The organism is Xanthomonas sp. WHRI 6108 (assembly GCF_040202385.2).
Taxonomy (GTDB): Bacteria; Pseudomonadota; Gammaproteobacteria; order Xanthomonadales; family Xanthomonadaceae; genus Xanthomonas; species Xanthomonas arboricola.
Window position 1 is genome coordinate 3,035,761 of sequence record NZ_CP168198.1, and the last position, 23,377, is coordinate 3,059,137.

General features: G+C 67.9%; 25 protein-coding genes. 12 read left to right on the forward strand and 13 right to left on the reverse strand.

Going from position 1 to position 23,377, the window contains the following annotated elements; translation table 11 throughout:
• Window positions 1-10: 10 nt before the first annotated feature.
• Together rng and ABQ039_RS12755 are read right to left on the reverse strand one after the other, a co-directional pair.
• Entirely contained in the window at window positions 11-1,510 is a 1,500-nt protein-coding gene (gene rng / locus ABQ039_RS12750) for a ribonuclease G (RefSeq protein ID WP_016903751.1), read from the reverse strand.
• Window positions 1,510-2,082: a Maf-like protein gene (locus tag ABQ039_RS12755; RefSeq protein WP_102256561.1), complete on the reverse strand. Its 573-nt coding sequence runs from the start codon at window positions 2,080-2,082 to the stop codon at window positions 1,510-1,512. The genes rng and ABQ039_RS12755 overlap by 1 nt, the downstream gene beginning before the upstream one ends.
• A 122-nt stretch (window positions 2,083-2,204) precedes the next feature.
• Between ABQ039_RS12755 and ABQ039_RS12760 the strand changes: the two genes are divergently transcribed.
• The gene (locus tag ABQ039_RS12760; RefSeq protein WP_349778070.1) at window positions 2,205-2,939 is read left to right on the forward strand and encodes an SIMPL domain-containing protein; all 735 of its coding nucleotides are present in this window, start codon (window positions 2,205-2,207) and stop codon (window positions 2,937-2,939) included.
• Between the two features lie 296 nt (window positions 2,940-3,235).
• Window positions 3,236-3,907: a TonB family protein gene (locus ABQ039_RS12765; RefSeq protein WP_349778069.1), complete on the forward strand. Its 672-nt coding sequence runs from the start codon at window positions 3,236-3,238 to the stop codon at window positions 3,905-3,907.
• Between the two features lie 238 nt (window positions 3,908-4,145).
• On the opposite strand, the gene rlmH is transcribed toward ABQ039_RS12765, so the two are convergent.
• On the reverse strand, window positions 4,146-4,616 hold the full coding sequence (rlmH, locus tag ABQ039_RS12770; protein WP_016903756.1) for a 23S rRNA (pseudouridine(1915)-N(3))-methyltransferase RlmH: 471 nt from the start codon (window positions 4,614-4,616) through the stop codon (window positions 4,146-4,148).
• A gap of 121 nt (window positions 4,617-4,737) precedes the next feature.
• Between rlmH and ABQ039_RS12775 the strand changes: the two genes are divergently transcribed.
• Window positions 4,738-6,279, forward strand: coding sequence for an alkaline phosphatase PhoX (locus ABQ039_RS12775; RefSeq protein WP_104569794.1), 1,542 nt, complete (start codon window positions 4,738-4,740; stop codon window positions 6,277-6,279).
• 221 nt (window positions 6,280-6,500) lie between these two features.
• On the opposite strand, the gene ABQ039_RS12780 is transcribed toward ABQ039_RS12775, so the two are convergent.
• The 7 genes from ABQ039_RS12780 to ABQ039_RS12810 form a co-directional block, all read right to left on the reverse strand.
• On the reverse strand, window positions 6,501-7,616 hold the full coding sequence (locus tag ABQ039_RS12780) for a J domain-containing protein (RefSeq protein ID WP_349778068.1): 1,116 nt from the start codon (window positions 7,614-7,616) through the stop codon (window positions 6,501-6,503).
• 11 nt (window positions 7,617-7,627) lie between these two features.
• Window positions 7,628-8,038, reverse strand: a complete 411-nt coding sequence (gene rsfS / locus ABQ039_RS12785; protein ID WP_016903759.1) for a ribosome silencing factor — start codon at window positions 8,036-8,038, stop codon at window positions 7,628-7,630.
• A gap of 57 nt (window positions 8,039-8,095) precedes the next feature.
• Window positions 8,096-8,926 (reverse strand): nicotinate-nucleotide adenylyltransferase, encoded by an 831-nt coding sequence (gene nadD / locus ABQ039_RS12790; RefSeq protein ID WP_374057800.1) that lies wholly within the window; start codon window positions 8,924-8,926, stop codon window positions 8,096-8,098.
• On the reverse strand, window positions 8,923-9,951 hold the full coding sequence (gene holA / locus ABQ039_RS12795) for a DNA polymerase III subunit delta (RefSeq protein ID WP_024939733.1): 1,029 nt from the start codon (window positions 9,949-9,951) through the stop codon (window positions 8,923-8,925). Before holA ends, nadD begins: the two co-directional genes overlap by 4 nt.
• A gap of 185 nt (window positions 9,952-10,136) precedes the next feature.
• Window positions 10,137-10,778, reverse strand: a complete 642-nt coding sequence (gene lptE / locus ABQ039_RS12800; RefSeq protein WP_024939734.1) for an LPS assembly lipoprotein LptE — start codon at window positions 10,776-10,778, stop codon at window positions 10,137-10,139.
• A gap of 222 nt (window positions 10,779-11,000) precedes the next feature.
• Window positions 11,001-13,643, reverse strand: coding sequence for a leucine--tRNA ligase (leuS, locus tag ABQ039_RS12805; protein WP_349778067.1), 2,643 nt, complete (start codon window positions 13,641-13,643; stop codon window positions 11,001-11,003).
• A gap of 72 nt (window positions 13,644-13,715) precedes the next feature.
• A complete protein-coding gene (locus ABQ039_RS12810) occupies window positions 13,716-14,327 on the reverse strand; it encodes a DUF998 domain-containing protein (RefSeq protein ID WP_039522279.1) in 612 nt (203 codons plus the stop codon).
• Between the two features lie 189 nt (window positions 14,328-14,516).
• On the opposite strand from ABQ039_RS12810, the gene trxA reads away from it, so the two are divergent.
• From trxA to ABQ039_RS12830, 4 genes are all read left to right on the forward strand, one after another.
• Entirely contained in the window at window positions 14,517-15,374 is an 858-nt protein-coding gene (trxA, locus tag ABQ039_RS12815; RefSeq protein ID WP_104622909.1) for a thioredoxin, read from the forward strand.
• A 120-nt stretch (window positions 15,375-15,494) separates the two neighbouring features.
• Window positions 15,495-15,944, forward strand: a complete 450-nt coding sequence (locus ABQ039_RS12820) for a DUF4442 domain-containing protein (protein WP_102581491.1) — start codon at window positions 15,495-15,497, stop codon at window positions 15,942-15,944.
• Window positions 15,945-16,115: 171 nt separating this feature from the next.
• Window positions 16,116-16,358 carry a DUF378 domain-containing protein gene (locus ABQ039_RS12825; RefSeq protein WP_054591530.1) on the forward strand — a complete coding sequence of 81 codons (243 nt, stop codon included), beginning with the start codon at window positions 16,116-16,118 and terminating at the stop codon, window positions 16,356-16,358.
• A gap of 151 nt (window positions 16,359-16,509) precedes the next feature.
• A complete protein-coding gene (locus tag ABQ039_RS12830) occupies window positions 16,510-17,415 on the forward strand; it encodes a peptidylprolyl isomerase (protein ID WP_184431673.1) in 906 nt (301 codons plus the stop codon).
• A gap of 51 nt (window positions 17,416-17,466) precedes the next feature.
• On the opposite strand, the gene ABQ039_RS12835 is transcribed toward ABQ039_RS12830, so the two are convergent.
• Window positions 17,467-18,354, reverse strand: coding sequence for a DMT family transporter (locus ABQ039_RS12835; protein ID WP_039522286.1), 888 nt, complete (start codon window positions 18,352-18,354; stop codon window positions 17,467-17,469).
• Window positions 18,355-18,524: 170 nt separating this feature from the next.
• Here ABQ039_RS12835 and ABQ039_RS12840 point away from each other — a divergent pair, with 170 nt between their 5' ends.
• The 5 genes from ABQ039_RS12840 (at window position 18,525) to ABQ039_RS12860 (ending at window position 21,944) form a co-directional block, all read left to right on the forward strand.
• Window positions 18,525-19,460 carry a LysR substrate-binding domain-containing protein gene (locus ABQ039_RS12840; RefSeq protein WP_039522288.1) on the forward strand — a complete coding sequence of 312 codons (936 nt, stop codon included), beginning with the start codon at window positions 18,525-18,527 and terminating at the stop codon, window positions 19,458-19,460.
• A gap of 331 nt (window positions 19,461-19,791) precedes the next feature.
• On the forward strand, window positions 19,792-20,106 hold the full coding sequence (locus tag ABQ039_RS12845; protein ID WP_065032496.1) for a metalloregulator ArsR/SmtB family transcription factor: 315 nt from the start codon (window positions 19,792-19,794) through the stop codon (window positions 20,104-20,106).
• 30 nt (window positions 20,107-20,136) lie between these two features.
• Entirely contained in the window at window positions 20,137-20,772 is a 636-nt protein-coding gene (locus ABQ039_RS12850; RefSeq protein ID WP_349778066.1) for a hypothetical protein, read from the forward strand.
• On the forward strand, window positions 20,769-21,569 hold the full coding sequence (locus ABQ039_RS12855; protein WP_349778065.1) for a DUF2867 domain-containing protein: 801 nt from the start codon (window positions 20,769-20,771) through the stop codon (window positions 21,567-21,569). Before ABQ039_RS12850 ends, ABQ039_RS12855 begins: the two co-directional genes overlap by 4 nt.
• Before the next feature lie 81 nt (window positions 21,570-21,650).
• A complete protein-coding gene (locus ABQ039_RS12860; protein ID WP_005994696.1) occupies window positions 21,651-21,944 on the forward strand; it encodes a hypothetical protein in 294 nt (97 codons plus the stop codon).
• A 205-nt stretch (window positions 21,945-22,149) separates the two neighbouring features.
• On the opposite strand, the gene ABQ039_RS12865 is transcribed toward ABQ039_RS12860, so the two are convergent.
• Together ABQ039_RS12865 and ABQ039_RS12870 are read right to left on the reverse strand one after the other, a co-directional pair.
• The gene (locus ABQ039_RS12865) at window positions 22,150-22,959 is read right to left on the reverse strand and encodes a DUF4349 domain-containing protein (RefSeq protein ID WP_184609068.1); all 810 of its coding nucleotides are present in this window, start codon (window positions 22,957-22,959) and stop codon (window positions 22,150-22,152) included.
• Window positions 22,956-23,363, reverse strand: a complete 408-nt coding sequence (locus ABQ039_RS12870) for an aldehyde-activating protein (RefSeq protein WP_374057801.1) — start codon at window positions 23,361-23,363, stop codon at window positions 22,956-22,958. Before ABQ039_RS12870 ends, ABQ039_RS12865 begins: the two co-directional genes overlap by 4 nt.
• Window positions 23,364-23,377 lie beyond the last annotated feature (14 nt).

The window sequence follows — 23,377 nt, forward strand, 5'->3', positions numbered from 1 at the left end:
AATCCCGGACTCACAGCAGCACCACATCGAACTGCTCCTGCAGATACTGGTCGTCGGACTGGAAGCGGATGCTCTTGCCGAGGAATTCCTCGAGCTCGGCCACCGCGGCCGACTCTTCGTCGGTGATGCGGGCGACCACCTTCGACGAGGCGATCACCAGCAGCCGCGCCGCATCGAACTGGCGCACCGCGCGGGTGATCTCGCGGAAGATCTCGTAGGTCACCGTTTCGGCGGTCTTGATGGTGCCGCGCCCGCTGCACTGGCCGCAGGTTTCCGACAGCTGCCGCTCCAGGCTCTCGACGGTGCGCTTGCGGGTCATCTCGACCAGGCCCAGCGGCGAGAATTCGTACACGGTGGTCTTGGCGTGATCGCGCGCCAGCGCTTTCTCCAGCGTGCGCAGCACCTGGCGGCGGTGCTCGGCATCGTCCATGTCGATGAAGTCGATGATGATGATGCCGCCCAGGTTGCGCAGCCGCAGCTGCCGCGCCACCGCCTGCGCGGCCTCCAGGTTGGTGCGGAATACGGTTTCCTCGAGATTGCGCTGGCCGACGAACGAACCGGTGTTGACGTCGATGGTGGTCATCGCCTCGGTCTGGTCGATCACCAGGTAGCCGCCGGACTTGAGCGGCACCTGCTTGTTCAGCGCGCGCCCGATCTCGTCCTCGACCCCGTACAGGTCGAAGATCGGCCGGTCGCCGGTATACAGCTCCAGTCGCTCGGCCAGCACCGGCATGTACTTGGCCACGAAGGCCTGCAACTGCACGAAGGTCTCGTTGGAGTCGACCTTGACCTTTTCCACGTCGCGGCGGATCAGATCGCGCACCGCACGCAACGGCAGGCTCAGGTCTTCGTAGATGATGCTGCACGGCGGCGCCTCGCGGCCGCGCCGCTCGACCACGTTCCAGACCCGCGACAGGTAGGCGATGTCCTCGGCCAGCGCCTCGGCCGGCTGGCCTTCGGCGTTGGTGCGGATGATGTAGCCAAAGCCGCCGTGCTGGGCCGAGACCTCGCTGACGATGGTCTTCAGGCGCAGCCGCTCGGCCTCGTCCTCGATCCGCGCCGACACCCCGACGATCTTGGATTGCGGCAGCAGCACCAGGTAGCGCGAAGGAATGCTGATCTGCGTGGTCAGCCGCGCGCCCTTGGTGCCGATCGGGTCCTTGACCACCTGCACCACGATCTCCTGCCCGTCGCGCAGCAGTTCCACGATCGGCACCGCGGCCGCCGGCGGTGGCGGGATCGGGGTCTCTTCGGTATCGACCACGCTGGCCGGTGCCGGCGCCGGGCGCACCACGTCGTTGGCGTGCAGGAACGCGGCGCGCTCCAGGCCCAGCTCGACAAATGCCGCCTGCATGCCCGGCATCACCCGTTGCACCTTGCCCTTGTAGATATTGCCGACCACGCCCCGGCGCCAGCCGCGCTCGATATGCAGCTCCTGCAGCATGCCGTTCTCGATCACCGCGACGCGGGTTTCGCGCGGGGTGACGTTGACCAAGATCTCTTCCGACATCAATGCGCTCCGAGGGCTGTGAGCAACTGCGAGGTGTGAAACAGCGGCAATCCCATCACGCCGGAATAGCTGCCGGCCAGATGGCTGATAAAACGTTCGGCGCGGCCTTGGATCGCATACGCGCCGGCCTTGCCCATCGGCTCGCCGCACGCCACGTACGCGGCGATCTGCGCAGCATCGAGTGGCGCGAAGGTCACCTCCGACACCACCAGCGCCTGCACCGGGGCGCGTTGCGCGCAGACTAGAACCACGGCCGTGAGCACTTGGTGGGTACGCCCGGACAGCAGGCTCAGCATGGCGATCGCATCATCCGCATCGGCCGGCTTGCCGAATACCCGTTCGCCCAGCACCACCTCGGTATCGGAGCCGAGCACGATCGCATCGGGGTCGCTGGCCTGCACCTGCGCCAGGCCGGCACGCGCCTTGTCCAGCGCCACGCGCTGCACGTATTGCGCAGGCGATTCGTCAGGCGCGCGCAGTTCGGGCACGTCCAGTTGCAGGGTCTGGAAAGGCACATCCAAGCGTTGCAGCAGTTCTTGCCGGCGCGGCGACCGGGAGGCGAGATAGAGCATCCGTCCAGCATACCTGTTGCCCCTCCCCGCCCGCTTGCCGATCCGGGCGGCAGTGGTCGCGTTCGACTCACAACATGTTCATCGAACCGGCAACACGCTTCCCCTACAGACAAGGAGATCTCATGCGTACCACCCTCAAACCGTTGTTGCTGGCCCTGTCCATCGCTGCCGGAACCGCCATGACCGCCCACGCCCAGACCGCTCCGAGCTACACCATTCCCAACGACGGCACCCTGCTCAACGTGTCGGCCGAGGCGGACGCCAAGCGCATACCGGACATCGCCACGCTGTCGGCCGGCGTGGTCACCCAGGCCGCCGACGGCAACGCCGCCATGCGCCAGAACGCCGAACAGATGAGCAAGGTCATGGCCGCGATCAAGGCCGCCGGCATCGCCGACAAGGACGTGCAGACCACCGGCATCAACCTCAGCCCGCAGTACACCTACAAGGAAAACGAGGCGCCCAAGATCAACGGCTACCAGGCCAGCAACACGGTCAGCCTCAAGGTCCGCGACATCTCGCGCCTCGGCAAGGTGCTGGATGCATTGGTCGCCCAGGGCGCAAACGACATCAACGGCCCCAGCTTCTCGGTCGACCAGCCCGAACCGGCCTACGACGAGGCCCGCGTGGCCGCGCTGAAGAAGGCCCAGGCCCGCGCCGACACCTATGCCAAGTCGCTGGGCCTGAAGGTGCGCCGCATCGTCAGCATCTCCGAAGGCCGCAGTGGCGGCGGCGTGCGTCCGATGATGATGGCCGCCTCGATGCGCTCGGCCAAGTCCGAGATGGACACGCAGGTCGCCCCGGGCGAGAGCACCTTGTCGATCAACCTGGACGTGACGTTCGAGTTGGGCCGTTGACCTGACCGCAACCGCATTCGGTTTGCTTTCCAGACTGCCCTCCTCGAGGGCAGTTTTTTATGGGCAAGCCAAAAGTTGTGTTGCCTCGCCTTGCGATGGCACCCGCCCCGCTTCCGGCACGAGTCAGGCGTGCCAAATGTGTGCGGATCGATGCGACCGGGGCGAATCGACCAGCCGACCTCCAGCGCGTCGAAATCGCTTGTGCCCGCGCAAGGCTCGCGGTAAACCTACGCTACCGGATGGTGTAGTGCGTCCGGGTCGCGCTGGTCCTTTCCGCAGTTCCGTTGAGGAGGTGGATGATGGTTCGCACGCAATCGCAGGTTTCTTCCCGATCCACCGGCATCGACACCTCGCGCGTTCTGGCGATGAGCACGGCGGTGGCCTTGCATCTGCTCGCCGGCGGGTTGTTGTTGATACCGCTCTCGTACCGGGCGGTTCCGCAGCAGCCCACACCGAAAGAACGCTGGGTCATGCCCATCACCATCGAGACGCCGCCGCCACCGGTGTTTCCGATCGAGGTGAAGTTCAAGCCGAAGGCAACGCATACATCGCCGACCACGGTACCGGTGCAGGTGCAGACCCCGGTGATCAGTGAGCCAGCGGTGGTCGACAACGCAACGTTCACCTTACCTGCGGTCTCGGAGGCGGTGTCTGACAGCGCGCCGGCGATTGCCGCGCCCAGCGGCCCGGTCGAGGCAGGCCAGTTGCAGTACCTGAGCTCACCGGCGCCGAGTTACCCGGTGGCGGCACTGCGTGCCGGGCAGCAGGGCACGGTGCTGCTGCGCGTGTTGGTCGGCACCGATGGGCGCCCGGCCGAGGTGAGCGTGCAGACCAGCAGCGGTCATCGCGCACTCGATCTGGCGGCGCGTAGCCAGGTGCTACGCAACTGGCGCTTCCAGCCGGCGATGCAGAACGGCCAGGCCGTGCAGGCCTACGGCCTGGTGCCGGTGAGTTTTTCGTTGAACTGATGCGTCATCACCTGCGGCGACCCGGATGCCCGGTCGCCGCATGGTCCGGCGTTGCGCAGCCGGCTGCTGCAAGACCACGGTTTCAGCTGTTGCATGCGCATCGTCGCAGTGCGCCTTGCGTGCACGCGACGACGTGCGGTCTCGCAGATCGGGTTGAGGGTACGCCCGGCTACTCGCCCGCACATCCATCTCGAAAGCGCAGCGGCTACGCGCGGCATACTGCCCTTGCGCATGCCGCTTAGGCGCGGTGGTACGGATGATTAGCCAGCATCGCCGCAGCGCGGTACAGCTGCTCGGCGACGATCAGGCGCACCAGCATGTGCGGCAGGGTCAGCGGGCCGATCGACCAGCTTTCGCTGGCGGTTTTCAGCACCTCGGCGGCGTGGCCTTCGGGGCCGCCGATCAGAAACGCCAGATCGCGGCCCTGCCCGCGCCAGTGCTCCATGCGCTGGGCCAGCTGTTCCGAACTGAGCGGGCGGCCCGGGATATCCAGCGCAACCACGTAGGCGTTCTTGGGCAGCGCGGCGAGCACACGGCGGCCTTCGTCGTCGATGGCGCGTTGTGCATCGCGGCCCTTGCCACGCAGGCCGGGTTCGATCTCGACCAGCTCCAGCGGCATCCAGTGCGAGAGACGTTTCTGATATTCGGCAAAGCCCTGCGCCACCCAGGCCGGTGCGCGCTCGCCGGTAGCGATAAGTCGGCATTTCATGACCACATGATATCCGCGTCACAGCTTGGGCATCGGAACCGGGGCGATCACAGCGGTGTCATGGTGCGGTTACAGCGGGCTTCTAGGGTCGGCGCACTACCCAGCCCGCAGGAGTCGTTCGATGCCGATTTTCGATCCCGCCCGCCGCCAGGTGCTCAAGGGCAGCGCTGCCGTGATGGCCGCCGGTGCGCTAGGCAGTTTGAGTGCGCTGCAGTCGCGCCAGGCCCAGGCCGCCAACAGTTCCTCGCCGCCGCTGCAACTTGCCCCGGTGCCCAGCCGGTACGGCCCGCTCGCGCCGGTCGCCGACCAGAGCACCGGACTGCCGCTGCTGCAGCTGCCGCGCGGTTTCAGCTACCGCTCGTTCGGCTGGAGCGGCGACCGCATGGACGATGGCCAGCCCTGCCCCGACCGCCATGACGGCATGGCCGTGGTCGGCCTGCGTCGGCCCGACTGGCGTCCGGGCAGCGATCCGCTGCGCGGCCTGGAATACGTGCTGATCCGCAACCACGAACGCGGTGCGACCACGCCGTTCCGCGCGCCGGCGATGTACGACACCGGCATCGTCAGCGGCACCCAATCCGCCGGCGGCGGCACCACCACGCTGAGTTACGGCCGCCGCGGCTGGGGCAGCCTGGAGCCCAGCCTGGGCGGCACCCTGGTCAACTGCGCCGGCGGCCCGACCCCGTGGGGCACCTGGCTGAGCTGCGAGGAGATCAAGACCAACGCGGTATCCAGCACCGGCCGCAAGCACGGCTATGTGTTCGAAGTGGACCCGGACAGCCAGCGCACCACCGGCCGCCCGCTGGTCGGGCTGGGCCGCTTCAGCCACGAGGCGGTGGCGATCGATCCGCGCACCGGCATCGTCTATCTCACCGAGGACGACCGCAACAAGGCCGGGCTGTACCGCTTCATTCCCAACGACCGCCGTGGGCGCAATGGCTCGCTGGAAAACGGTGGCCGGCTGCAGGCCGCACGCGTGCGCGGGCGGCGCAATGCCGATCTCACCGTCGCCAGCATCGGCCAGCAGTTCCAGCTGGAATGGGTGGACATCGAAGAGCCGGATCTGGACAGCATCGCCGCGCCGGCCGGCTTTGCCGACATCGGCGCCAACGACACCCTGAGCGGGCCGTTTGCGCAGGCCTGGGCAGACGGTGCGCTGCGCATGAGCCGTGGCGAAGGCATCTGGTACAGCTACGGCAAGCTCTTCATCGTCGACACCAGCACCGGCGTGGATGCGCAGGGCCGGCGCGGCTACGGCAACGGCGCGGTGTGGGTGCTGGACCTGTTCACCCAGCGCCTGAGCGCCCTGTTCGTCAGCGGCAATCAGCTGGCCGCGCACAACCCGGACAATGTCACCGTCAGCGCGCGCGGCGGCGTGGTGCTGTGCGAAGACGGCGGCGAAAGCCCGGACGAATACGGCCCCGGCGCGCGGCTGCTCGGGCTGACCCGCGGCGGCGAATCGTTCTATCTGGCCAAGAACAATGTGCAGCTCACCTCGCAGCAGATCGCCGATGCCGGCAAGACCATTGCCGAGGGCGACTACCGCGATACCGAGTTCTGCGGGGCCTGTTGGGATCCGCTGGCGCGCACCCTGTTCGTCAACATCCAGACCCCGGGCATCACGCTGGCGATCACCGGCCCGTGGGAGCGCGGGCCGTTGTGAGCCTGCGGCCCTGAGCTGGCTGTCTTAGGCACAGGGCAACGGCCAGCGCTGCCGAACGGACCGGCCTCCGTTCGGCAGCGTCGCTCCGGCCGCCGGCACAACGCCACGCATGCACGCGCCCCGATTGCAGGGCGGGCAGTGTGTCCAGCCAAGGCTGCGCGCCGCGCGCGCGCAGCCGCGGTGGCGGATGTGCAAGCCGACAACCACCATAAAGGCCGGGATCAGAACCAGGGCGCGTCGGGCGCGCCCGCCATGGCGCGCTGCCGCTTCAACCAGCGCTTGAACGATTGCGGGTCTTCCAGCTCGCGCAGGCCACGGCGCGCGTCCAGCAGGTCGTCTTCGACCTCGCGCTTGAGTTGGGCCATCAAACGGCCCAGTCGCTCCGGCTTGGGGCGCGACGGCAGCTCCAACCCGTACTCGGCGCAAAAGTCGTCCGACTGCTGCTGCACCTGCTGTTGCAGCTGCCTGCACTGCCGATCCAGTTCGCGGTTGTAGTCCTGCAGGCGCGCGGCGCTCATCGCATCCACGCCTTGGGCGTCCATCAGGCCGATCTCGGCCTGCAGTTCGAGCAGACCCAGCAGATCACCGGCCTTGTAGGCCGCGTTGAGCCGCTGCATCAGGATGGTGCGCGCGGCGTGGTCGTCGGCGCCCTTGGCGCGGTCCGGATGCAGATTGCCGGCCAGCTTGCGATACAGCTCGCGCAACGGAGGCGGCTCGACATTCTCCCCAACTGCCTTGTGCTCGGCACGCTTGCGCCGTTGCGTGTGGCGTTGCTGTTGCTGCGCACGCTCCTGCTGCAGGCGCTCGCTGACGCGCTCGTAGAGCTGTTCGGGCGAATCGATGCCATCCAGCTCGTCGGCATCCAGCCCGTAGGCCTGGCCGAGGATCTGCTTCATCAGCGCATCGGATTCGGCGACTTCCTGGTCGTAACCGGCTGCGCTGTGGCGATCGTAGATCGGGCGCAGTGACGCGTGGCCGGCCTCGATCAGCGGGGCGGCGATATCGCACAGCAACTCGGACAGGAAGGCGCGGTCGGCCTTGCCCAGTTTGAACGTGGCATACGCACGGTCGAGCTCTTCGACCAGGGCGAGGTCGGCCGCGCGGCGGTGGTCGAGCAAGGGCTGCAATTCGGCGTGGTAACGCTCGCGCCACTGCGACAGTGCAAGCTGCCAGGCCTGCAGGTCGGCACGATGCCGTTCCAGGTCGCGCAGCAATCGGTCGAAGCGCTTGCGTGCCGGCGACAGCGGCGCGCCGGAGGCGTGTGCGCCCTGGCTGTGCAGCTGTTGCAGCGCCTGCGAGGCAGGCGCATCGGTCGGGAGTCGGGCATTGCGTGGCATGCCCGGCTCACTCACTCTTCGGGATCGGCTTCCGCATCGTCCGGACGCTGGTCGCCCACCGTCCACAGACGTTCCAGCGCGTAGAACTCGCGCACGCGCGGCAGCATCACATGCACCACCACGTCGCCCAGGTCCACCAGCACCCACTCGGCCTCGCGCTCGCCTTCCACGCCCAGCGGCATCACATCCAGGCGCTTGGCGAACTTGACCACTTCTTCGGCGATCGACTTCACATGGCGGGTCGAGGTACCCGAAGCGACCACCATGTAATCGCAGACGCTGGACTTGCCGCGCACATCGATCTCGACCACGTCCTTGGCTTTCAGCTCCTCCACGGCCTCGCGCACGGTGGCCAGCAGGGCCGGCACGGACGGCGGCGGATTCGGGATGGAGGTCTTGATGACTTGGGCTTGGGTGGTCAAAGCGGGCAACTCGATGGAATTGGCGCGAATTATAGGCCGGTCCGGCCGGCTGCGTGTTCAGCTAGTCGGCTGGGCGCAGCCGTAGAGGCCTTCGTGCGCGATAAATGCCGCCACCGACGCCGGCAGCAGCGCCTGCCAGTCGCCGCCGCCGGCGATGCGCGAGCGCACCGCGCTGGCCGATTCGCCGCGCAACGGCTGCTGCAGCGACCACAGGCGGCCTGCGGGCGAGATGCCCAGCTCGCCCGCCTTGGCGGCCCAGCGGCCCTGCACTGCCGCGGCGAGCTGCGGCGCGGCGGCCAGGTCCAGCGGCGTGCCCGGACGCGCGGCAATGACGAAATGCGCCAGTTCGAACAAATCTTCCCACTGATGCCAGCTGCTCAGTCCGACGAAGGCATCGGCACCGAGCAGCCAGGCGATCGGTATCGTGGGGCCGAGCTCGGCGCGCAGCGTGCGCAAGGTATCGACGGTGTAGGACGGCGCATGGTCGCGACTGGCGCGTTGCAGCTCGCGGCTGTCCAGCGCCAGCCCGGGGGTGTCGGCCAGCGCCAGCTCCAGCATGCGCGCGCGCTGCGCTGCGGTGGCGCCGGGTGCGGGACGGTGCGGCGGATCAGCGGCCGGTACCAGGTGCACCAACGCGCCCAGTTCGTCGCGCGCGGCGCAGGCGATGGCGAGGTGGCCCAGGTGGACAGGATCGAAGGTGCCGCCGTAGTACAGGTGGAGCTGGGATTGGGGAATCGGGATTCGGGAATCGGAAGAGCGTGGGTTCGGCGCTGCCGGGTGGGAGTCGGTGGGCAGAGAGGTAGGGGCCGCAGCTGCGGCCTGGTCGGAGGTTGCGCTGCGTGGGGAGGCGGGTCGCGCGTCGCCGTTGGCGGCATCGCCGGCCTTCACGCCAGCAATCTCACCGCGCGGGATTCGGCCACGGCCACCAGCAGGCGTTCCAGGCCGACCCAGGGGTCGCCGTCGGCGCGGCCCTTGGCCATGCGGTCGACCCGCGAGGCTTCGGCGACGAAGCGCTCCCAGCGGCGTGGTTCGGGGTGCCGTTGCAGCGCGCGCTTGAACGGCGCCTGGCGTGATTCCCACAGGCCCTGCGCCTTCATTTCGGCAGCGAGGTTGCCGCCGTTGGCCTGCACCTTGGCCAAGGACGCGGTGCGCAGCAGTTCCTTGATCAGGATCGGCATCAGCGCGGCCACCGCCTCGCCTTCGGCGCGCAGGCCGGCGAGCATGCGGACCGCTGCGGCCGGCTGCCCGGAGAACGTGGTTTCGGCCAGGCGGAACACGTCGTAGCGCGCGGCATCGGCGACCAGCGACTCCATCGCCTCCAGGTCCAGCACCTTGCCATCGGCCAGCAACACCAGTTTGTCGATTTCCTGCGCGGCGGCCAGCAGGTTGCCTTCCACCCGCTCGCTCAGGCGCTGCACCGCCGCAGCATCGGCACGCAGGCCGTGGCTGCGCAGGCGGCGCTCGATCCAGTCCGACAGCTCGTGCGGCTTGATCGCCCAGGCCACCGAAATGGTGCCGATGCGGCCGATCGCATCGGCCCATTTGCCCTGGTGCGCCTTGCTCCAGTCGTTGGCGGTGATCAACAGCACCACATCCGGCGGCGGGTTGGCGCAGAAGCGGGTGATGACCTCGGCGCCGTCCTTGCCCGGCTTGCCACTGGGCAGGCGCACTTCCACCAGCCGGCGCGGACTGAACAGGCTGGGCGCGTTGAAGGTCGCATCCAGCTGGTTCCAGTCGAACTCCCGGCCATCGGCATCGAAGACCTCGCGCTCGCTGATGCCTTCGGCGCGCGCGCGTGCGCGCACCGCATCGGCCGCCTCCAGCACGCGCAAGGTCTCCGGACCGGCGATCAGGTAGACCGGCTGCAGCGGCTGATTGGACTGGCCGGCGAGCTGTTCTGGGCGAAGTTCCATGACTAGGTAAGTTCCATCACTACGAAGGCACGCGCCACTGCACCATCACGCACAAGACGGCGTCGGCAGCGATCGTCGGGGCATGCTCACCGCGCAGCAAGCGCGACATGCGCCTGGCGCAAGCCAATTCCGCACACCGTGCGCGGTTGCCCGGCAGATGCGCGGACGGGACGATCACCAACTGCTCAGTTATTCGACGAAGACGCGGGCGGCAGCGAGGCCGGCACGCTCGATTCTGGCGTGGACGGCTGCACCGGCGGTGTGGTGGCTGGCTGCAGCGGCGCGCTGGGCGTGCTTTCCAGCGTCTCGCCGCGCTCCACACGCGCGCGCACGACGCTGTCGATGCGACGCAGGATCGAGGCCGACATGTCCTTACGCAGTTCGTTGGCGAGGATCTCGCGCTCGGTCGCAGTGCCGGTGGCATCCACCGGTGGCGACACGTAGTCGCGCGACAGCTCGATCACCTGCTGCGGTACCAGTACCGAGCCGTTGGCGGTGGTGACGGTGAAGATGGCCGCATAGCGCAGGCTGTATTCCTGCGCGCGGCCCTGGCTGTCGATGGCGATCGGCAGATCGCCCCAGCGCTCGGACAACACCTGCACCTGCGCAAAGCCGGTCTTGGCATCTTCGTCGGCCAGGGTGGCGCCGGCGGCCTTGAGGCCACGCCGCAGCAACTTGGCCAGCTCGCTGTACTGCACCGCGGACTGCACCTTCACCGCAGGCGTGTCCGGCGGCAGCGCCAGCGAGTTGCGCAGATGGAAGCCGCAGGCGGTGAGGCTCGAGACCAGCACGAGGGACGCAGCGAAGGCAGTAGGAAATCGAATCATGGGCACAGTCTGGATGAGCGCCCCGGCGGCGGCAACAGGCGGCTAGCCTGCCCGACACCGCGTGAACGGGGCTTGAGAGGGCGCCGCGAAAAACGCGGCGCCCGGGAATGACAAACGCGTCGCCACGCGCCGGTGAAATGAATGACCACATGCCACTGCGGCAATCTTACCTGCGCGTCGCAACGCCGGTCCGCGACACTGCACGGACCGGCGTGGCAACGATCAGCCCGCCACGATATTCACGATCTTGCCGGGCACGATGATGATCTTGCGCACGCTCAGCCCTTCCAGGAACTTGGCCGCGTTCGGCTCGGCCTGGGCCAGCGCTTCGATCTGCTCGCGTCCAACATCGGCGGCCACCTCGATGGTGCCGCGCAACTTGCCGTTGACCTGCACCGCCAGGGTCAGCGCGTCGCGCACCAGCGCGGCGGCATCGACCTGCGGAAACGCGACATCTTCCAGCAGCGTCTCGCCGTGGCCCAGCACCTGCCACAGGGTGTGGCTGGCGTGCGGGGTGATCGGGTTGAGCAGCAGCACCATCGCCTCCAGGGCTTCCTGGCGCACCGCCCGGCCCTGCGCACTGGCATCGTCGAACTTGGCCAGCGCGTTGGACAGTTCCATCACAGCGGCGATCGCGGTGTTGAAGCTGTGGCGGCGGCCGTAGTCGTCGCTGACCTTGCCGATGGTTTCGTGGGTCTTGCGGCGGATCGCCTTCTGCTCGGCGCTCAGTGCGGCGGCGTCCAGTGCGGCGGCAGCGCCGTCGCCCACATGCTTGTGCACCTGCACCCACAGCCGGCGCATGAAGCGCGCCATGCCATCGACGCCGGCCTCGTTCCATTCCAGCGACTGCTCCGGCGGAGCGGCGAACATCGAGAACAGCCGCACCGTGTCGGCGCCGTACTTGGCCACCATCGACTGCGGGTCCACGCCGTTGTTCTTGGACTTGGACATCTTCTCGGTGCCGCCGATGTGCACCGGCTGGCCATCGGCGATCAGCACCGCGCCGGTGACGCGGCCGCGCTCGTCGCGCTGGATCTCCACGTCGGCCGGATTGATCCAGTCCTTGCCGCCGTTATCGGCATCGCGATAGAAGGTGTCGGCGATGACCATGCCCTGGGTGAGCAGGTTGGTCACCGGCTCGTCGCTGTCCACCAGCCGCGCGTCGCGCATGAGCTTGTGATAGAAGCGGAAGTACATCAGGTGCAGGATCGCGTGCTCGATGCCGCCCACGTACAGGTCGGCCGGCATCCAGTAGTTGGCGCGGCGATCGACCATGTCGCGTGCGTTGGGGCTGGTGTAGCGCGCCACGTACCAGCTCGACTCCATGAAGGTGTCGAAGGTGTCGGTCTCGCGCTCGGCCGGGCCGCCGCAATCCGGGCAGGTGGTCTGGCGCCAGGTCGGGTCGGTCTTGATCGGCGAACCGGTGCCGGCAAATTCCACGTTCTCCGGCAGCACCACCGGCAACTGGTCTTCCGGCACCGGCACCGCGCCGCACTTGGCGCAATAGATCACCGGGATCGGGCAGCCCCAATAGCGCTGGCGGCTGACGCCCCAGTCGCGCAGGCGGTAATTGACACGGCGCTGGCCCTGGCCCTTGCGCTCGAAACGCTCGGCCAGTGCCTCGAAGGCGCCGCCGAAATCCAGGCCGTCGAACTCGGCCGAATTGATCAGCTCCAGCGGGCGGCTCTTGTCGGTGTACCAGTCGCGCCACTGGCTGGCGTCCCAGCTCTGCTCGTCGTCGTTGCGCGGCTCGCGCAGCTTGACCACCTGCACGATCGGCAGCTTGTACTTGTTGGCGAATTCGAAATCGCGCTGGTCGTGGCCGGGCACCGCCATCACCGCGCCGGTGCCGTAGCCCATCAGCACGAAGTTGGCCACCCACACCGGCACCTGCTCGCCGCTGATCGGATGCACCGCGGTCAGGCCGGTGGCCATGCCGCGTTTTTCCTGGGTTTCCAGCTCGGCTTCGGAAACGCCGCCGTGCTTGAGCGTTTCCAGCAGCGCGGCCAGTTCCGGGTTGGATTTGGCCGCATGCAACGCCAGCGGATGCTCGGCGGCGATCGACACGAAGGTCACACCCATCAGCGTGTCCGGGCGGGTGGTGAACACGCGCAGCGGGTCCAGTGCAGCGCCATCGGTGTCGCGCACGTCGAACTGGATCTCCAGCCCTTCCGAGCGGCCGATCCAGTTGCGCTGCATGGTCTTGACCGAATCCGGCCAGCCGTCCAGCTGGTCCAGGCCGTCGAGCAGTTCCTGCGCGTAGTCGGTGATACGCAGGAACCACTGCGGGATCTCGCGTTTTTCCACCAGCGCGCCGGAGCGCCAGCCGCGGCCGTCGATGACCTGCTCGTTAGCAAGCACGGTCTGATCGATCGGGTCCCAGTTCACCACCGCGTTGCGGCGATAGGCCAGGCCCTTGCGCATCAGCCGGGTGAACATGCGCTGCTCGTGCACGTAGTACTCGGGCGTACAGGTGGCGAACTCGCGCGACCAGTCGATCGCATAGCCCAGCGATTTGAGCTGGCCGCGCATGTGGTCGATGTTGGCGTAGGTCCACTTGGCCGGCGCGGTCTTGTTCTTGATCGCCGCGTTTTCCGCCGGCAATCCGAACGCGTCCCAGCCCATCGGCTGCATCACGTTGTGGCCGGTCATGCGCTTGTAGCGGCTGACCACATCGGAGATGGTGTAGTTGCGCACATGGCCCATGTGCAGCGCACCGGACGGGTACGGCAGCATCGACAGGCAATAGAACTTCGGCTTGTCCGAAGTTTCGTCGACCTGGAAGGCGTGGGTGGCATCCCAGAACTGCTGGGCGGAGGTTTCGACCTGCTGCGGGTCGTAGGCGTTCGGTTCGACGGTGGACATTGGGAGCGGATGCTCGGGCGGTGCAAAGCGGCACAGGGTACCGCAGTGCAGCAGGTGCTCCAAACGCTTGCCTCAGGTGGCAGGTCTGGCCGGCCAGCGCCAGGCCGCCACGGCGAGCCAGCCGACCCAGGCCAGGAACGCCAGGCGCTGGGCGATCGCCTGCCGCAGCAGGCCCGGCGGGCCGAACGCCAGCACCGCCACCAGCAGCCCCGCGCCCAGGCTCAGCCATGCCAGTGCGCGGGTGCCGGGCTGGTTGAGCAGCGCGGCGGCGAGCAGCAACATGCCCGGTACGAACGCCACCGCCCACAGCAGCCAGGCGGTGGCATGGGCCTGACTGGCGCGCCCGTCCAGATCGGTGGGGTCCAGGGGCAAGGCGCCCATGCCGAGAAAGGCCAGCCCGGCCAGCACGATCAGCTGCCCGCCCACGCGCAGGCTCCAGCTGGACCTGGCCGGCATGCGCGCCAGCAGGCTGACTCCGGTGGCCATGCCGAGCGCACCGACCAGCACGAACGCCAGCAGGTTGAAGCCCAGCGCATGCGGCACCCCGTTGGCACCGAGCAGCGCAACCGGATGGCTGGCCTGCAGGTAACCGGGCAGTGCCACGCCGAACCCGGCCACCGCCAGCACGAAGACGGTTGCGGCGACCAGGCCCAGGTAGCGCTGGGTGCCATCGATGCGTGTCATTGCCTTGCTCCAACGCGGGGCGCAGGCTGCGCCACCAGGACGCAGCATTGTCGTGCCGGGCGCGCGTGGCGTGAACCCCTGCCGGCGTGACGGCCGGCCACGCGCCATGCGCCCGGGCCGGCCAGCCTTGTGTCGGCCCGGTTTGCCACCATTACCTCCCACTGTTGCCGCAATCACTTCTGGAAGCCCATGTCCGACAAGCCGCACGTATTCGATGCCACCACCGACACCTTCGAGACCGAGGTCCTGCAGAAATCGTTGACGACACCGGTGCTGGTGGACTTCTGGGCCACCTGGTGCGGCCCCTGCAAGTCGTTGACGCCGATCCTGGAAAAGCTAGCCGCCGACTACAACGGTGCGTTCGAGCTGGCCAAGGTCGATGTGGACAAGGAGCAGCAGATCGCCGCCGCGTTCCAGATCCGCTCGGTGCCGACGGTGTTCCTGGTCAAGGGCGGCGAGCTGGTCGACGGCTTCCCGGGCGCGATGCCGGAAGGCCAGGTGCGCGAATTCCTGACCCAGCACGGCGTGCTGCCGGCCGAGCCGCAGGTCGCCGAAGCACTGCCGCCGGCCCCGCTCGAGCCGCAGGACCAGGTCGCCGCGCTGCGTGAGGCGATCGCCGCCGAGCCGGACAAGGACGAGCTCAAGCTGGACCTGGCACTGGCGCTCCTCAAGACCGGCGACACCGCCGAGGCCGAGCAGTTGATCGACGCCCTGCCCGCCAACCTGGCCACCGACGACCGTGCGGTGCGCGCCAAGGCCCGGCTGAGCTTTGCCAATGTGCTCAAGGACGCGCCGGACGCCGACGCGCTGCAGGCCGCCGTTGCCGCCAACGGCGCCGACCTGCGCGCGCGCCATCTGCTCGGCGTGCGCCACCTGCTCGACGGCCACGACGAGGCCGCGCTGGAGCAGTTCCTGGAAATGCTGCGGCAGGACCGCACCTTCGACGACAACCTGCCGCGGCGTAGCCTGATCGATGCGTTCCGGGTGATCGAGGACGAAGACCTGGTCGGCCGCTACCGCCGCAAGATGTCGTCGCTGGTGTTCTAAGCACCGTCGGCACCACGGCGCCCGGTCTGCAGGCCGGCCGGGCGCTGCCGTCACCGCCACAACCTCCATACGCATGCGAATGGTATGCTGCAGGCCCGCCCCGCCATGGACCCTGGCCGCATGCGTGCTTCACTGTTCAAGCTCGGTATCAACCTGTGGCCGCCGTACCTGTTCGCCGGGATCCACGTCACCGCGTTGTCTCCCGACTACCGCTACGCACGCGTGGAGCTACGCCAGCGGCCGTGGAATCGCAATTACGTCGGCACCCATTTTGGCGGCAGCCTGTTCGCGATGACCGACCCGTTCTGGATGCTGCTGACCATGCAGAACCTGGGGCGCGACTACTACGTATGGGACAAGGCCGGCAGCATCGAGTTCGTCAAACCCGGGCGCGGCACGGTGAGCGCCGAGTTCGTCATCGACGACAGTGTGCTGGCCGAGTTGCGCGCCGCCACCGCCAATGGCGAAAAACACCTGCGCTGGTTCGAAAACGTGGTGCACAACCGCCAGGGCGAGGTGGTGGCGCGCGTGCGCAAGCAGTTGTACGTCAAGCGCAAACCGGCACGCTGACACTGCGCCGTCGGCGTGCGGCCGGATGGCCAACACACTGCATCAGTTTCACGCGCGTCGGCTGGACGTGATCGTGGCGTGCGCAAGCCCGTCATGCCCTCGCGCACGCTCACGAGGTGTTGCGCGCGGCATGCGGACTCTGGGGTCTCCCAACCCACACGGTCTGTCTTCATGAAAACGCTCAACGTCATCACCCTGGTGCTTCTTATCGTCGGCGGCTTGAACTGGGGCCTGGTCGGTCTGTTCCAGTTCGATCTGGTCGCCACGCTGTTCGGCGGCCAGGATGCCCTGCTGTCGCGTGTGGTCTACACGCTGGTCGGCATCTCTGCGTTGTGGCAGCTGGTCCCGCTGTTCCGTAACGACCATGACGCCAACGTTCACCACACCAGCCCGCACGTGCGCAACACCCCGTAAGCGCACAGCCGCGGCAGGCATGCGCGTGACAGCACGACGCCGGCGCATTCCGCCGGCGTCCTGCTATGCGTTTATGCACGTTGCGTCCAGGCGCTTTGCGTCCGGGCGCGTGGTCGGCAAGAATCGGGCATCCCTCCCGCTGGCTGCCTTCATGCTTCTGCGCACTGTTGCTTCCGCCTGCCTGCTTGCCCTGGTGTTACCCGCTGCCGCCAACGCGGCCTATCGCAGCCCGCAGCAGATCCTGGATGCCTCGCCGGCCAGCGCCTGGCGCGTGCTCGACCCCGAGCGCACGCTGTACCTGGAACTGGATGGCGGACGGGTGATCATCGAGCTGGCGCCGCAGTTTGCGCCCGCGCACGTGGGCAACATCCGCACCCTGGCGCACGAGCGCTTCTGGGACGGGCTCAGCATCTACCGTTCGCAGGACAACTTCGTGGTGCAGTTCGGCGACCCGGATGGCGAGACGCCGGCCAAGGCCAAGTCACTGGGCTCGGCGAAGACGCACCTGCCGGCCGAATTCGAGCGCCCGTCGCAGGGCCTGGATTTCCAGCGCCTGCCCGACAGCGATGGCTGGGCGGCGCAGGTGGGCTTTGTCGACGGCTTCCCGGTTGGGCGCGACAGCACCAGCGGCAAGACCTGGCTGGCGCATTGCTACGGCACCCTGGGCGCCGGCCGCAACAACGACGAAGACAGCAGCATCGGCGCCGAGCTGTATGTGGTCACCGGGCAATCGCCGCGCCAGCTGGACCGCAACATCACCGTGGTCGGCCGCGTGGTCAAGGGCATGGAGTTGCTCAGCGTGATCCCGCGCGGACCGGACCCGATGGGTTTCTACGAAGACCCCGCGCAGCGCTCGCCGATCCGCGCCATTCGCCTGGCCAGCGAGGTGCCCATGCCCGAACGCACGCCACTGCAGTTGCTGCGCACCGACAGCCAGACCTTCCGCGATGTGGCCGAGGCGCGCCGCAATCGCAAGGACGATTTCTACAAGCGCCCGGCCGGGCATATCGATCTGTGCAATGTGCCGTTGCCGGTGCGGACGCCGCCGGCTGGCTGAGTCGGGAATCGGGAATCGGGAATCGGGAATCGTAAAGCGGCGCGCGCGTGACTAGCGGGCGCGCTGGCTGAAGGCGACGCTGCCCAGGATCAGCACCGCGGCCACCAGCATGGTCCAGGTCAGCGGCTCGCCCAGCAGCGACCATGCCAGCAGCGCGCCGAACACCGGCACCAGATAGGTCACCGTGGAGGCGCGTGCCGGGCCGATGCGCTGGATCAGGCGGTAATACATCAGGAACGCCAACCCGGTGCACACCACGCCCAGCGCGGTGGCGCAGGCCCAGGCCACTGCCGGCACCGGCGTGGTCGGCCACTGCAACCAGGCCAGCGGTGCCAGCAGCAGCGCGCTGCAACCCAACGTGGACGCTGCCGATGCGGCCGGCGGCAAATCGCCCATGTGGCGCTTCACCAGGTTGTAGCCGATGCCGTACAGCAGCGACGCGGTGGCGCCCGCCAGTGCCGCCGGCCCCACGCTCAACCCGGCCGACTTGCCGGTGGCCAGCACCAGCACGCCGATGAAACCGATCAGCAAGGCCAGCGCGCGACGCGTGCCGATCTTCTCGCCGAAGAACAGGAAGGCGATCAATGCGGTGAACAGCACCGTCATCGCATTGCAGATCGCACCGATCGCGGCCGGTGCGTGTTGCGCGCCCCAGGCGAACAGCAGGAACGGCAACGCGGAGTTGAGCACGCCGATCGCCGCCAGCATCGGCCAGCGACGCAGCGGGAAGCGTTCGCGCGCCAGCCACAGGAACGGCAACAGCACCAATGCACCGAGCGCCAGGCGGATTTCCACCAGCGCCACGGTGCCGAACCTGGGTGCGGCCACGCGCATGAACAGGAACGAGCAACCCCAGACGATGCCGAGAAACCCCAGCTCCAGCGGGGTGCGCCATTCGCGTGCCGCAACCGCTGGCTGCGTCGCCGGCTGCGCGCTCATGGCCGCACCTGCGCACGCTGCCGTGATGTGCTGAAACCGCAGGAGACAACATCAGGCAAGCAGACGGGCATGGCACGATCATCGCGATGGGGTACTGCAGCATCGGTTGCAACCGCAGGCGCGACAAGCGCGTAGTATCGAGGCGAGCCACAAATCTCACTCATGCCTCGATGAACCTGCGCCCCACCCTGCTGCCCGCGCTGGGCGTGTTCGCCGCCGCCGCGCGCCACCAGAACTTCGCGCATGCCGCCGAAGAACTGCATCTGACCGCCAGCGCGGTCAGCCACCATGTGCGCAAGCTCGAAGCGCTGCTCGGCGTGACCCTGTTCCAGCGCCTGCCGCGCGGGGTCAAGCTCACCGCCGAAGGCCGCCAGCTGGCCGACGCCGCCACCGCTGCGTTGGCCGAGATCGCTTCGGTGGCCGGCAACCTGCATCCGCGCGAAGACGCCATCCCGCTGCGCGTGACCACCTTGCGCTCGCTGTCGTACTGCTGGCTGTTGCCGCGGCTGCCGCGCTTCTGTCGCGCGCATCCGCATATCCGCATGGATCTGCAATCGGACGCGGCGTTTTCGCGCTTCGAAGAAGGCGGCCCGGATCTCGGCATCCGCTATGGCCAGGGCGCCTGGCCCGGGTTGACCTCGCATCATCTGATGGACGACGAACTGTTTCCGGTGGCCTCGCCGTCACTGCCGGAGGTCGCTGCGCTACGCACGCCGGCGCAGATCGCGCAATTGCCGCTGCTCACCGACATGTCGCCGCAGGGCTGGCGCGACTGGTTCCGTGCCGCCCAGGTGCGCGGCACCACGCTGCCGCCGATGCATACCTTCAACGACAGCACCGACGCGATGCGCGCTGCCGTCTATGGCCTGGGCGCGGTCCTGGCGCGCAAGCACATCGCCCAACCGTATCTGCAGCGTTACGAGCTGGTGCGCCTGCCCGGCCCCACCCTCAAGGCACGCTACGCCTACTACATCGTGCACCCCAGTCACCGCGTCCCCGGCCCTGCGGCAATGGCGTTTATCGATTGGCTCAAGCGCGAGGCGCTGGACGAGCGCACCCCGATGCCGGCATTGCCGGCAGAGCTGCTGGCACTGCCTGCGGCCTGAGGTGGCTGCTTGCATCACTGCGACCTTGCATGCTGGGCCCTGCCTGCCTGGAGGACTTGAGCGCGGTGCCTGAGCCGATGCTGCCGGACTGATCTGGCATGCCTGGGCTGCAGGCCGCCAACCGCAAAAACCTTCAGCACCTATCGGCTGCGACCTGCCCTGCGGGCAGATCCCGCGCGCCAGAGGCCTGGACATCCCCCATCACGGCAACGTCGGCGACAGCCGCCAGCCGCGCCCGACCACCGCCGGGCAGCGCCGCGCCGAAAAGACGCTTGACATCGGTCGCCATAAAATCAATTAATTAGCTAATTCTTTAATTGCCTAATTCCTTATGTCCATCGACCGCATCTTCGAAGCCCTTGCCTCCCAGCCCCGCCGCAAGATGCTGGCGTGCCTGGCAGACCAGGAACTCACCGCCGGCCAGATCGGGCAGTTGTTCGAAATGAGCGCGCCAGCCATCTCGCGACATCTGTCGGTGCTGGAAAGCGCCGGGCTGGTATCCAGCGAACGGCGCGGCCAGTTCGTGGTCTACCGGCTCACCCCGGACAACATGGTCAACACGCTCAGCAGCTTTGCCTTCGAAGTCTGCCCGGCCTCGGCGCCGCTCAAGCGCAAGGCGCGCGCCTTGACCAAGAAGATCTCCTGACCCTCCTCCGGCCGCAAAGGACTCCTGCCGATGTTCAGCACGCCCCAGCAACGCCCTGCCGATGCACAGGCAGGTTTTCCGTCAGTCCGTCTGGAGTCCTACAGCGGCGGTCTGCCGGTGGAGGTCACGCTGATCGCACAGCTGGGCGTGGGCGCAGGCAACCCGTTGATCGAACAGGCCTGCCGCCGCCAGCGCGCGCATCCCAGTTTTCACGATGCGCTGGACGAGCCATCGGCACGCCTGGCCGGCACCGACTTTGCGCACGGCGAATCGACTGCCCTGTTCTCGTTTGCGGTGGGCGCCAACGGCCACCCGTTCCATCGCCACGCCGGCCATCGCATGTTCACCGCCATCACCGGCAGCAGCGGCGCGCAACTGCGCTTCTGCACCGCCTCGATGGAGCAGATCGAACAGGATCCACAGCACTTTCTGGCGGCGTTGCGGCATATCGATCTACCGGCCGACTGCCTATTCACCGTGCGCTTTGGCGGCGGCACCTGGCATCAGTTCGCACCACTCAAAGCGCAAGCCGCACACCCGGCATTTTTCGCACTGTCCTGCCACAGCGACGAGGCCGGCGGCGCGTTGAGCGATGCGGTGCGCGCACGCGTGCTGTCCGGCACCGCCGATATCGCCACGCTCACCGAACGCTGCCGGAGGCGGTGATCGGGCTACTGGCCTCGGCGCAGGCACGCGCGCTGCAGATCCCCACCGTACGCCTGTCGTTGGCCGCATCGCCAGGCAGCAGCAGGTCTGCATGGTGCGGCCGGCTGCGCGCGCTCAGCGGCAGGCTGCGCCAGGCAGTGAGCCGGCTGCGTCGACCGGTGGGGTTCGTTGCAATGGCACCGCAGCTGGCGCAGGTCAGCGTGCATGCCGAGCCCAAGACCGGCTCGCTACTGACCCGGCACCTGCAGGGCTTCGATCATCAGGACAGCGTACGTCTGCGCCTGCAGCCGCATCAGTTGCGTCAACGCGGTGCGCACACCTTGATGGCGTTGCTGCTGGAGGGGTTCACCGAGCGCGCGCCGCGCGGCGTGACCTGGTTGATGCGGCTGCGCAATGCGCTGGTGGCGCCGCTGCAGTTGCGAACTTCTCCGCTGGGCTGCCCGGTGTCTTCGTTGCTGTCGGCACAGCGCGACTGCCTGTTCGCAGGGCGATTCCCGGTACTTGCGCAAGACAACGCGCCACTGGATCGACGCGTGCAGGTATTGCTGGGCGCCGACGACCGCCACCTGGTCTTCCGCAGCAGCGTGGGCGTGGAAGTGCTGGAGGATGGCAGCGTGGAGCTCAGCCTGGAGACGCGCGTGGTCTGCCGCAACAGGTTTGGCCGCGTTTACATGGCCCTGGTGGACGGCGTGCACCATCGCTACATCGCACCGGCGCTACTGCGCACTGCCGCCCAGGCCCTGCTGGTGCCGGTACTGGAGACCACCGCAACACAGGCAACCGCGCGGCGCCCGTGAGCGGCCAGCGCACGCGGCCATCACCCGATCTTGCCTGACGGCTGCCTAGTCTTTGGGGCCCCAATCCAAGGAAGCTTTCCCATGCCGACTCTTCGCATGCGTATCACCGGCACCGACGACGACGCGCGTGCCATCGCCAACCTGCTGCAGAGCATCGAAGGCATCGAGCACGTGGAAGAAGTCGACGACCTGATGCCGCACCTGGATGACGACGATTCCAGCTCGGCCGGCCTGTCCGACGACGAAGGTCCGGGCAGCCACGAGTTCGAAGTGGAAGCCGGCAACGATGCCACTGCGCAGAAGGTGCGCGACGCCGTGCAGGAGCTGGCCCTGCAGCTGGACGTGTTTGTCGAGTACGAATTCGACGAAGGCTGAGCAGGCTGCGTACCGACTGCGCTCCGCTTGCGCGCAGTCGGTGTCTGGAGATGTTGCACACCATGCGCTGTACCGCGATCGCGTACAAGCAGCGCAACCAGGATCGACGTGTTACCGCGCAACGCGTCGAGTAACTGCCCGACGTAAGCGCCCTTTCTAAAACATGCGCAGCTAATACGGCATCGCCGACCAGCTACGCAGTCGATCACGACATCCGGCGCCGCCGCGCACGCCAGCGCCATGCCTGCAGCAGCAGCCAGCCGACGATCCCCCCCAGCACCAGCACCGGCAGCAACGCCGCCACTGCGCGGATCACGAAGGCCACGCTGGATGCGAAGACCTGGCCGAACTCGGCTGCCGCCTCGGCAATCTCGCCCCTGCCCTGCTCGCCACCGGTGCCGCGGAAATTGAGCGTCAGCAACTGCGTGCGCACGCGCCGTTGCTGCTGCGCGGCGTCCTGCTGGGTCTGCTGCGCTTCGGCCTCGATCTCGGCAAGCCGCTTGGACAGGGCCAGCAGATCGGTCACGGCCAGGTCGCGGCGCTGCTGCAGTTCGAGCAGGCGCGCATGTTCCTTTTGCAGGCGCGCCTGTGCCAGCCCGGTATCGGCGATCTGCTGCGCCAGATCCTCGGCACGCGTGCTGCGCGCGGCGACATCGCCATGCTGGCCGGCCAGTTGCACCATCGGCTCGATGCCGTCCGGAGCTAACCGCACGCTGACGCTGCCGCTGGGGTCGCGCCCACCGGTTTGTTCCACCGCCAGCAGCGCGCAGTCGCCGAACTGCGCCGACTGGCAGGCGGTGCGTACCGCGGCGATGCGTTGATCGATCTGATCGGCCGGCAGTTCGATGCGTACATCGTGCTCATACGCCAGCGCATTGCCTTGCGCGGCGGGCGGTGCCGGTGCCGGCGCCGGCGCGCCGCCGTCTGCCGCCATCTCGCCCGACGGCCTGGCACACCCGCTCAGCGCCCAGCCCAGCAGCAAGCCGACCGCGTACCACTGCATCCGGCGCCTCATCGGCTGGCTCCATCGGCCGCGTGCATGCTCTGCGCGGCCAGACCCGGCGCGGACGCACCGCGCAGCTTGACCGCCACACTGGCCTCGCCAGTCCTGCAACGCACGCCCGTGCTGAAAGGCGCACTGCCGCGCTGCGGGAAGTGGTGGTGATTGGCATGCTGCCGGTTGAAGCGATGGATTCCCGGCATCTCGGGCGCCGCCTGCAGGCGCAATGGCGCGCGCATGCCGGGCCGCAGCAGGCCGCCACGGCGACGGCATGACGCACACGTGCGCTCGCACGCCTCGGGGTTCGGCGCATCGGTGTCCGGGTCGAACGCGATGCGTCCGCAATGACAGCTTTGGGCGTCGTGCATGGTGATCCTCCTTGAAAGCGGCCACTCTAAACCAATGGCGGATGCGGACAAGCGCGCACATGCCT

Coding starts and splice junctions, on each gene's coding strand:
- ABQ039_RS12755 (WP_102256561.1), bottom strand. CDS start 2,082: ATGCTCTATCTCGCCTCCCGGTCGCCGCGCCGGCAAGAACTGCTGCAA.
- holA (WP_024939733.1), bottom strand. CDS start 9,951: ATGGAACTTCGCCCAGAACAGCTCGCCGGCCAGTCCAATCAGCCGCTG.
- ABQ039_RS12865 (WP_184609068.1), bottom strand. CDS start 22,959: ATGAGGCGCCGGATGCAGTGGTACGCGGTCGGCTTGCTGCTGGGCTGG.
- ABQ039_RS12840 (WP_039522288.1), top strand. CDS start 18,525: ATGAACCTGCGCCCCACCCTGCTGCCCGCGCTGGGCGTGTTCGCCGCC.
- ABQ039_RS12845 (WP_065032496.1), top strand. CDS start 19,792: ATGTCCATCGACCGCATCTTCGAAGCCCTTGCCTCCCAGCCCCGCCGC.
- ABQ039_RS12850 (WP_349778066.1), top strand. CDS start 20,137: ATGTTCAGCACGCCCCAGCAACGCCCTGCCGATGCACAGGCAGGTTTT.
- ABQ039_RS12765 (WP_349778069.1), top strand. CDS start 3,236: ATGATGGTTCGCACGCAATCGCAGGTTTCTTCCCGATCCACCGGCATC.
- ABQ039_RS12830 (WP_184431673.1), top strand. CDS start 16,510: ATGCTTCTGCGCACTGTTGCTTCCGCCTGCCTGCTTGCCCTGGTGTTA.
- ABQ039_RS12775 (WP_104569794.1), top strand. CDS start 4,738: ATGCCGATTTTCGATCCCGCCCGCCGCCAGGTGCTCAAGGGCAGCGCT.
- rlmH (WP_016903756.1), bottom strand. CDS start 4,616: ATGAAATGCCGACTTATCGCTACCGGCGAGCGCGCACCGGCCTGGGTG.
- trxA (WP_104622909.1), top strand. CDS start 14,517: ATGTCCGACAAGCCGCACGTATTCGATGCCACCACCGACACCTTCGAG.
- ABQ039_RS12810 (WP_039522279.1), bottom strand. CDS start 14,327: ATGACACGCATCGATGGCACCCAGCGCTACCTGGGCCTGGTCGCCGCA.
- lptE (WP_024939734.1), bottom strand. CDS start 10,778: ATGATTCGATTTCCTACTGCCTTCGCTGCGTCCCTCGTGCTGGTCTCG.
- ABQ039_RS12860 (WP_005994696.1), top strand. CDS start 21,651: ATGCCGACTCTTCGCATGCGTATCACCGGCACCGACGACGACGCGCGT.
- ABQ039_RS12820 (WP_102581491.1), top strand. CDS start 15,495: ATGCGTGCTTCACTGTTCAAGCTCGGTATCAACCTGTGGCCGCCGTAC.
- ABQ039_RS12780 (WP_349778068.1), bottom strand. CDS start 7,616: ATGCCACGCAATGCCCGACTCCCGACCGATGCGCCTGCCTCGCAGGCG.
- rng (WP_016903751.1), bottom strand. CDS start 1,510: ATGTCGGAAGAGATCTTGGTCAACGTCACCCCGCGCGAAACCCGCGTC.
- ABQ039_RS12760 (WP_349778070.1), top strand. CDS start 2,205: ATGCGTACCACCCTCAAACCGTTGTTGCTGGCCCTGTCCATCGCTGCC.
- ABQ039_RS12835 (WP_039522286.1), bottom strand. CDS start 18,354: ATGAGCGCGCAGCCGGCGACGCAGCCAGCGGTTGCGGCACGCGAATGG.
- ABQ039_RS12825 (WP_054591530.1), top strand. CDS start 16,116: ATGAAAACGCTCAACGTCATCACCCTGGTGCTTCTTATCGTCGGCGGC.
- leuS (WP_349778067.1), bottom strand. CDS start 13,643: ATGTCCACCGTCGAACCGAACGCCTACGACCCGCAGCAGGTCGAAACC.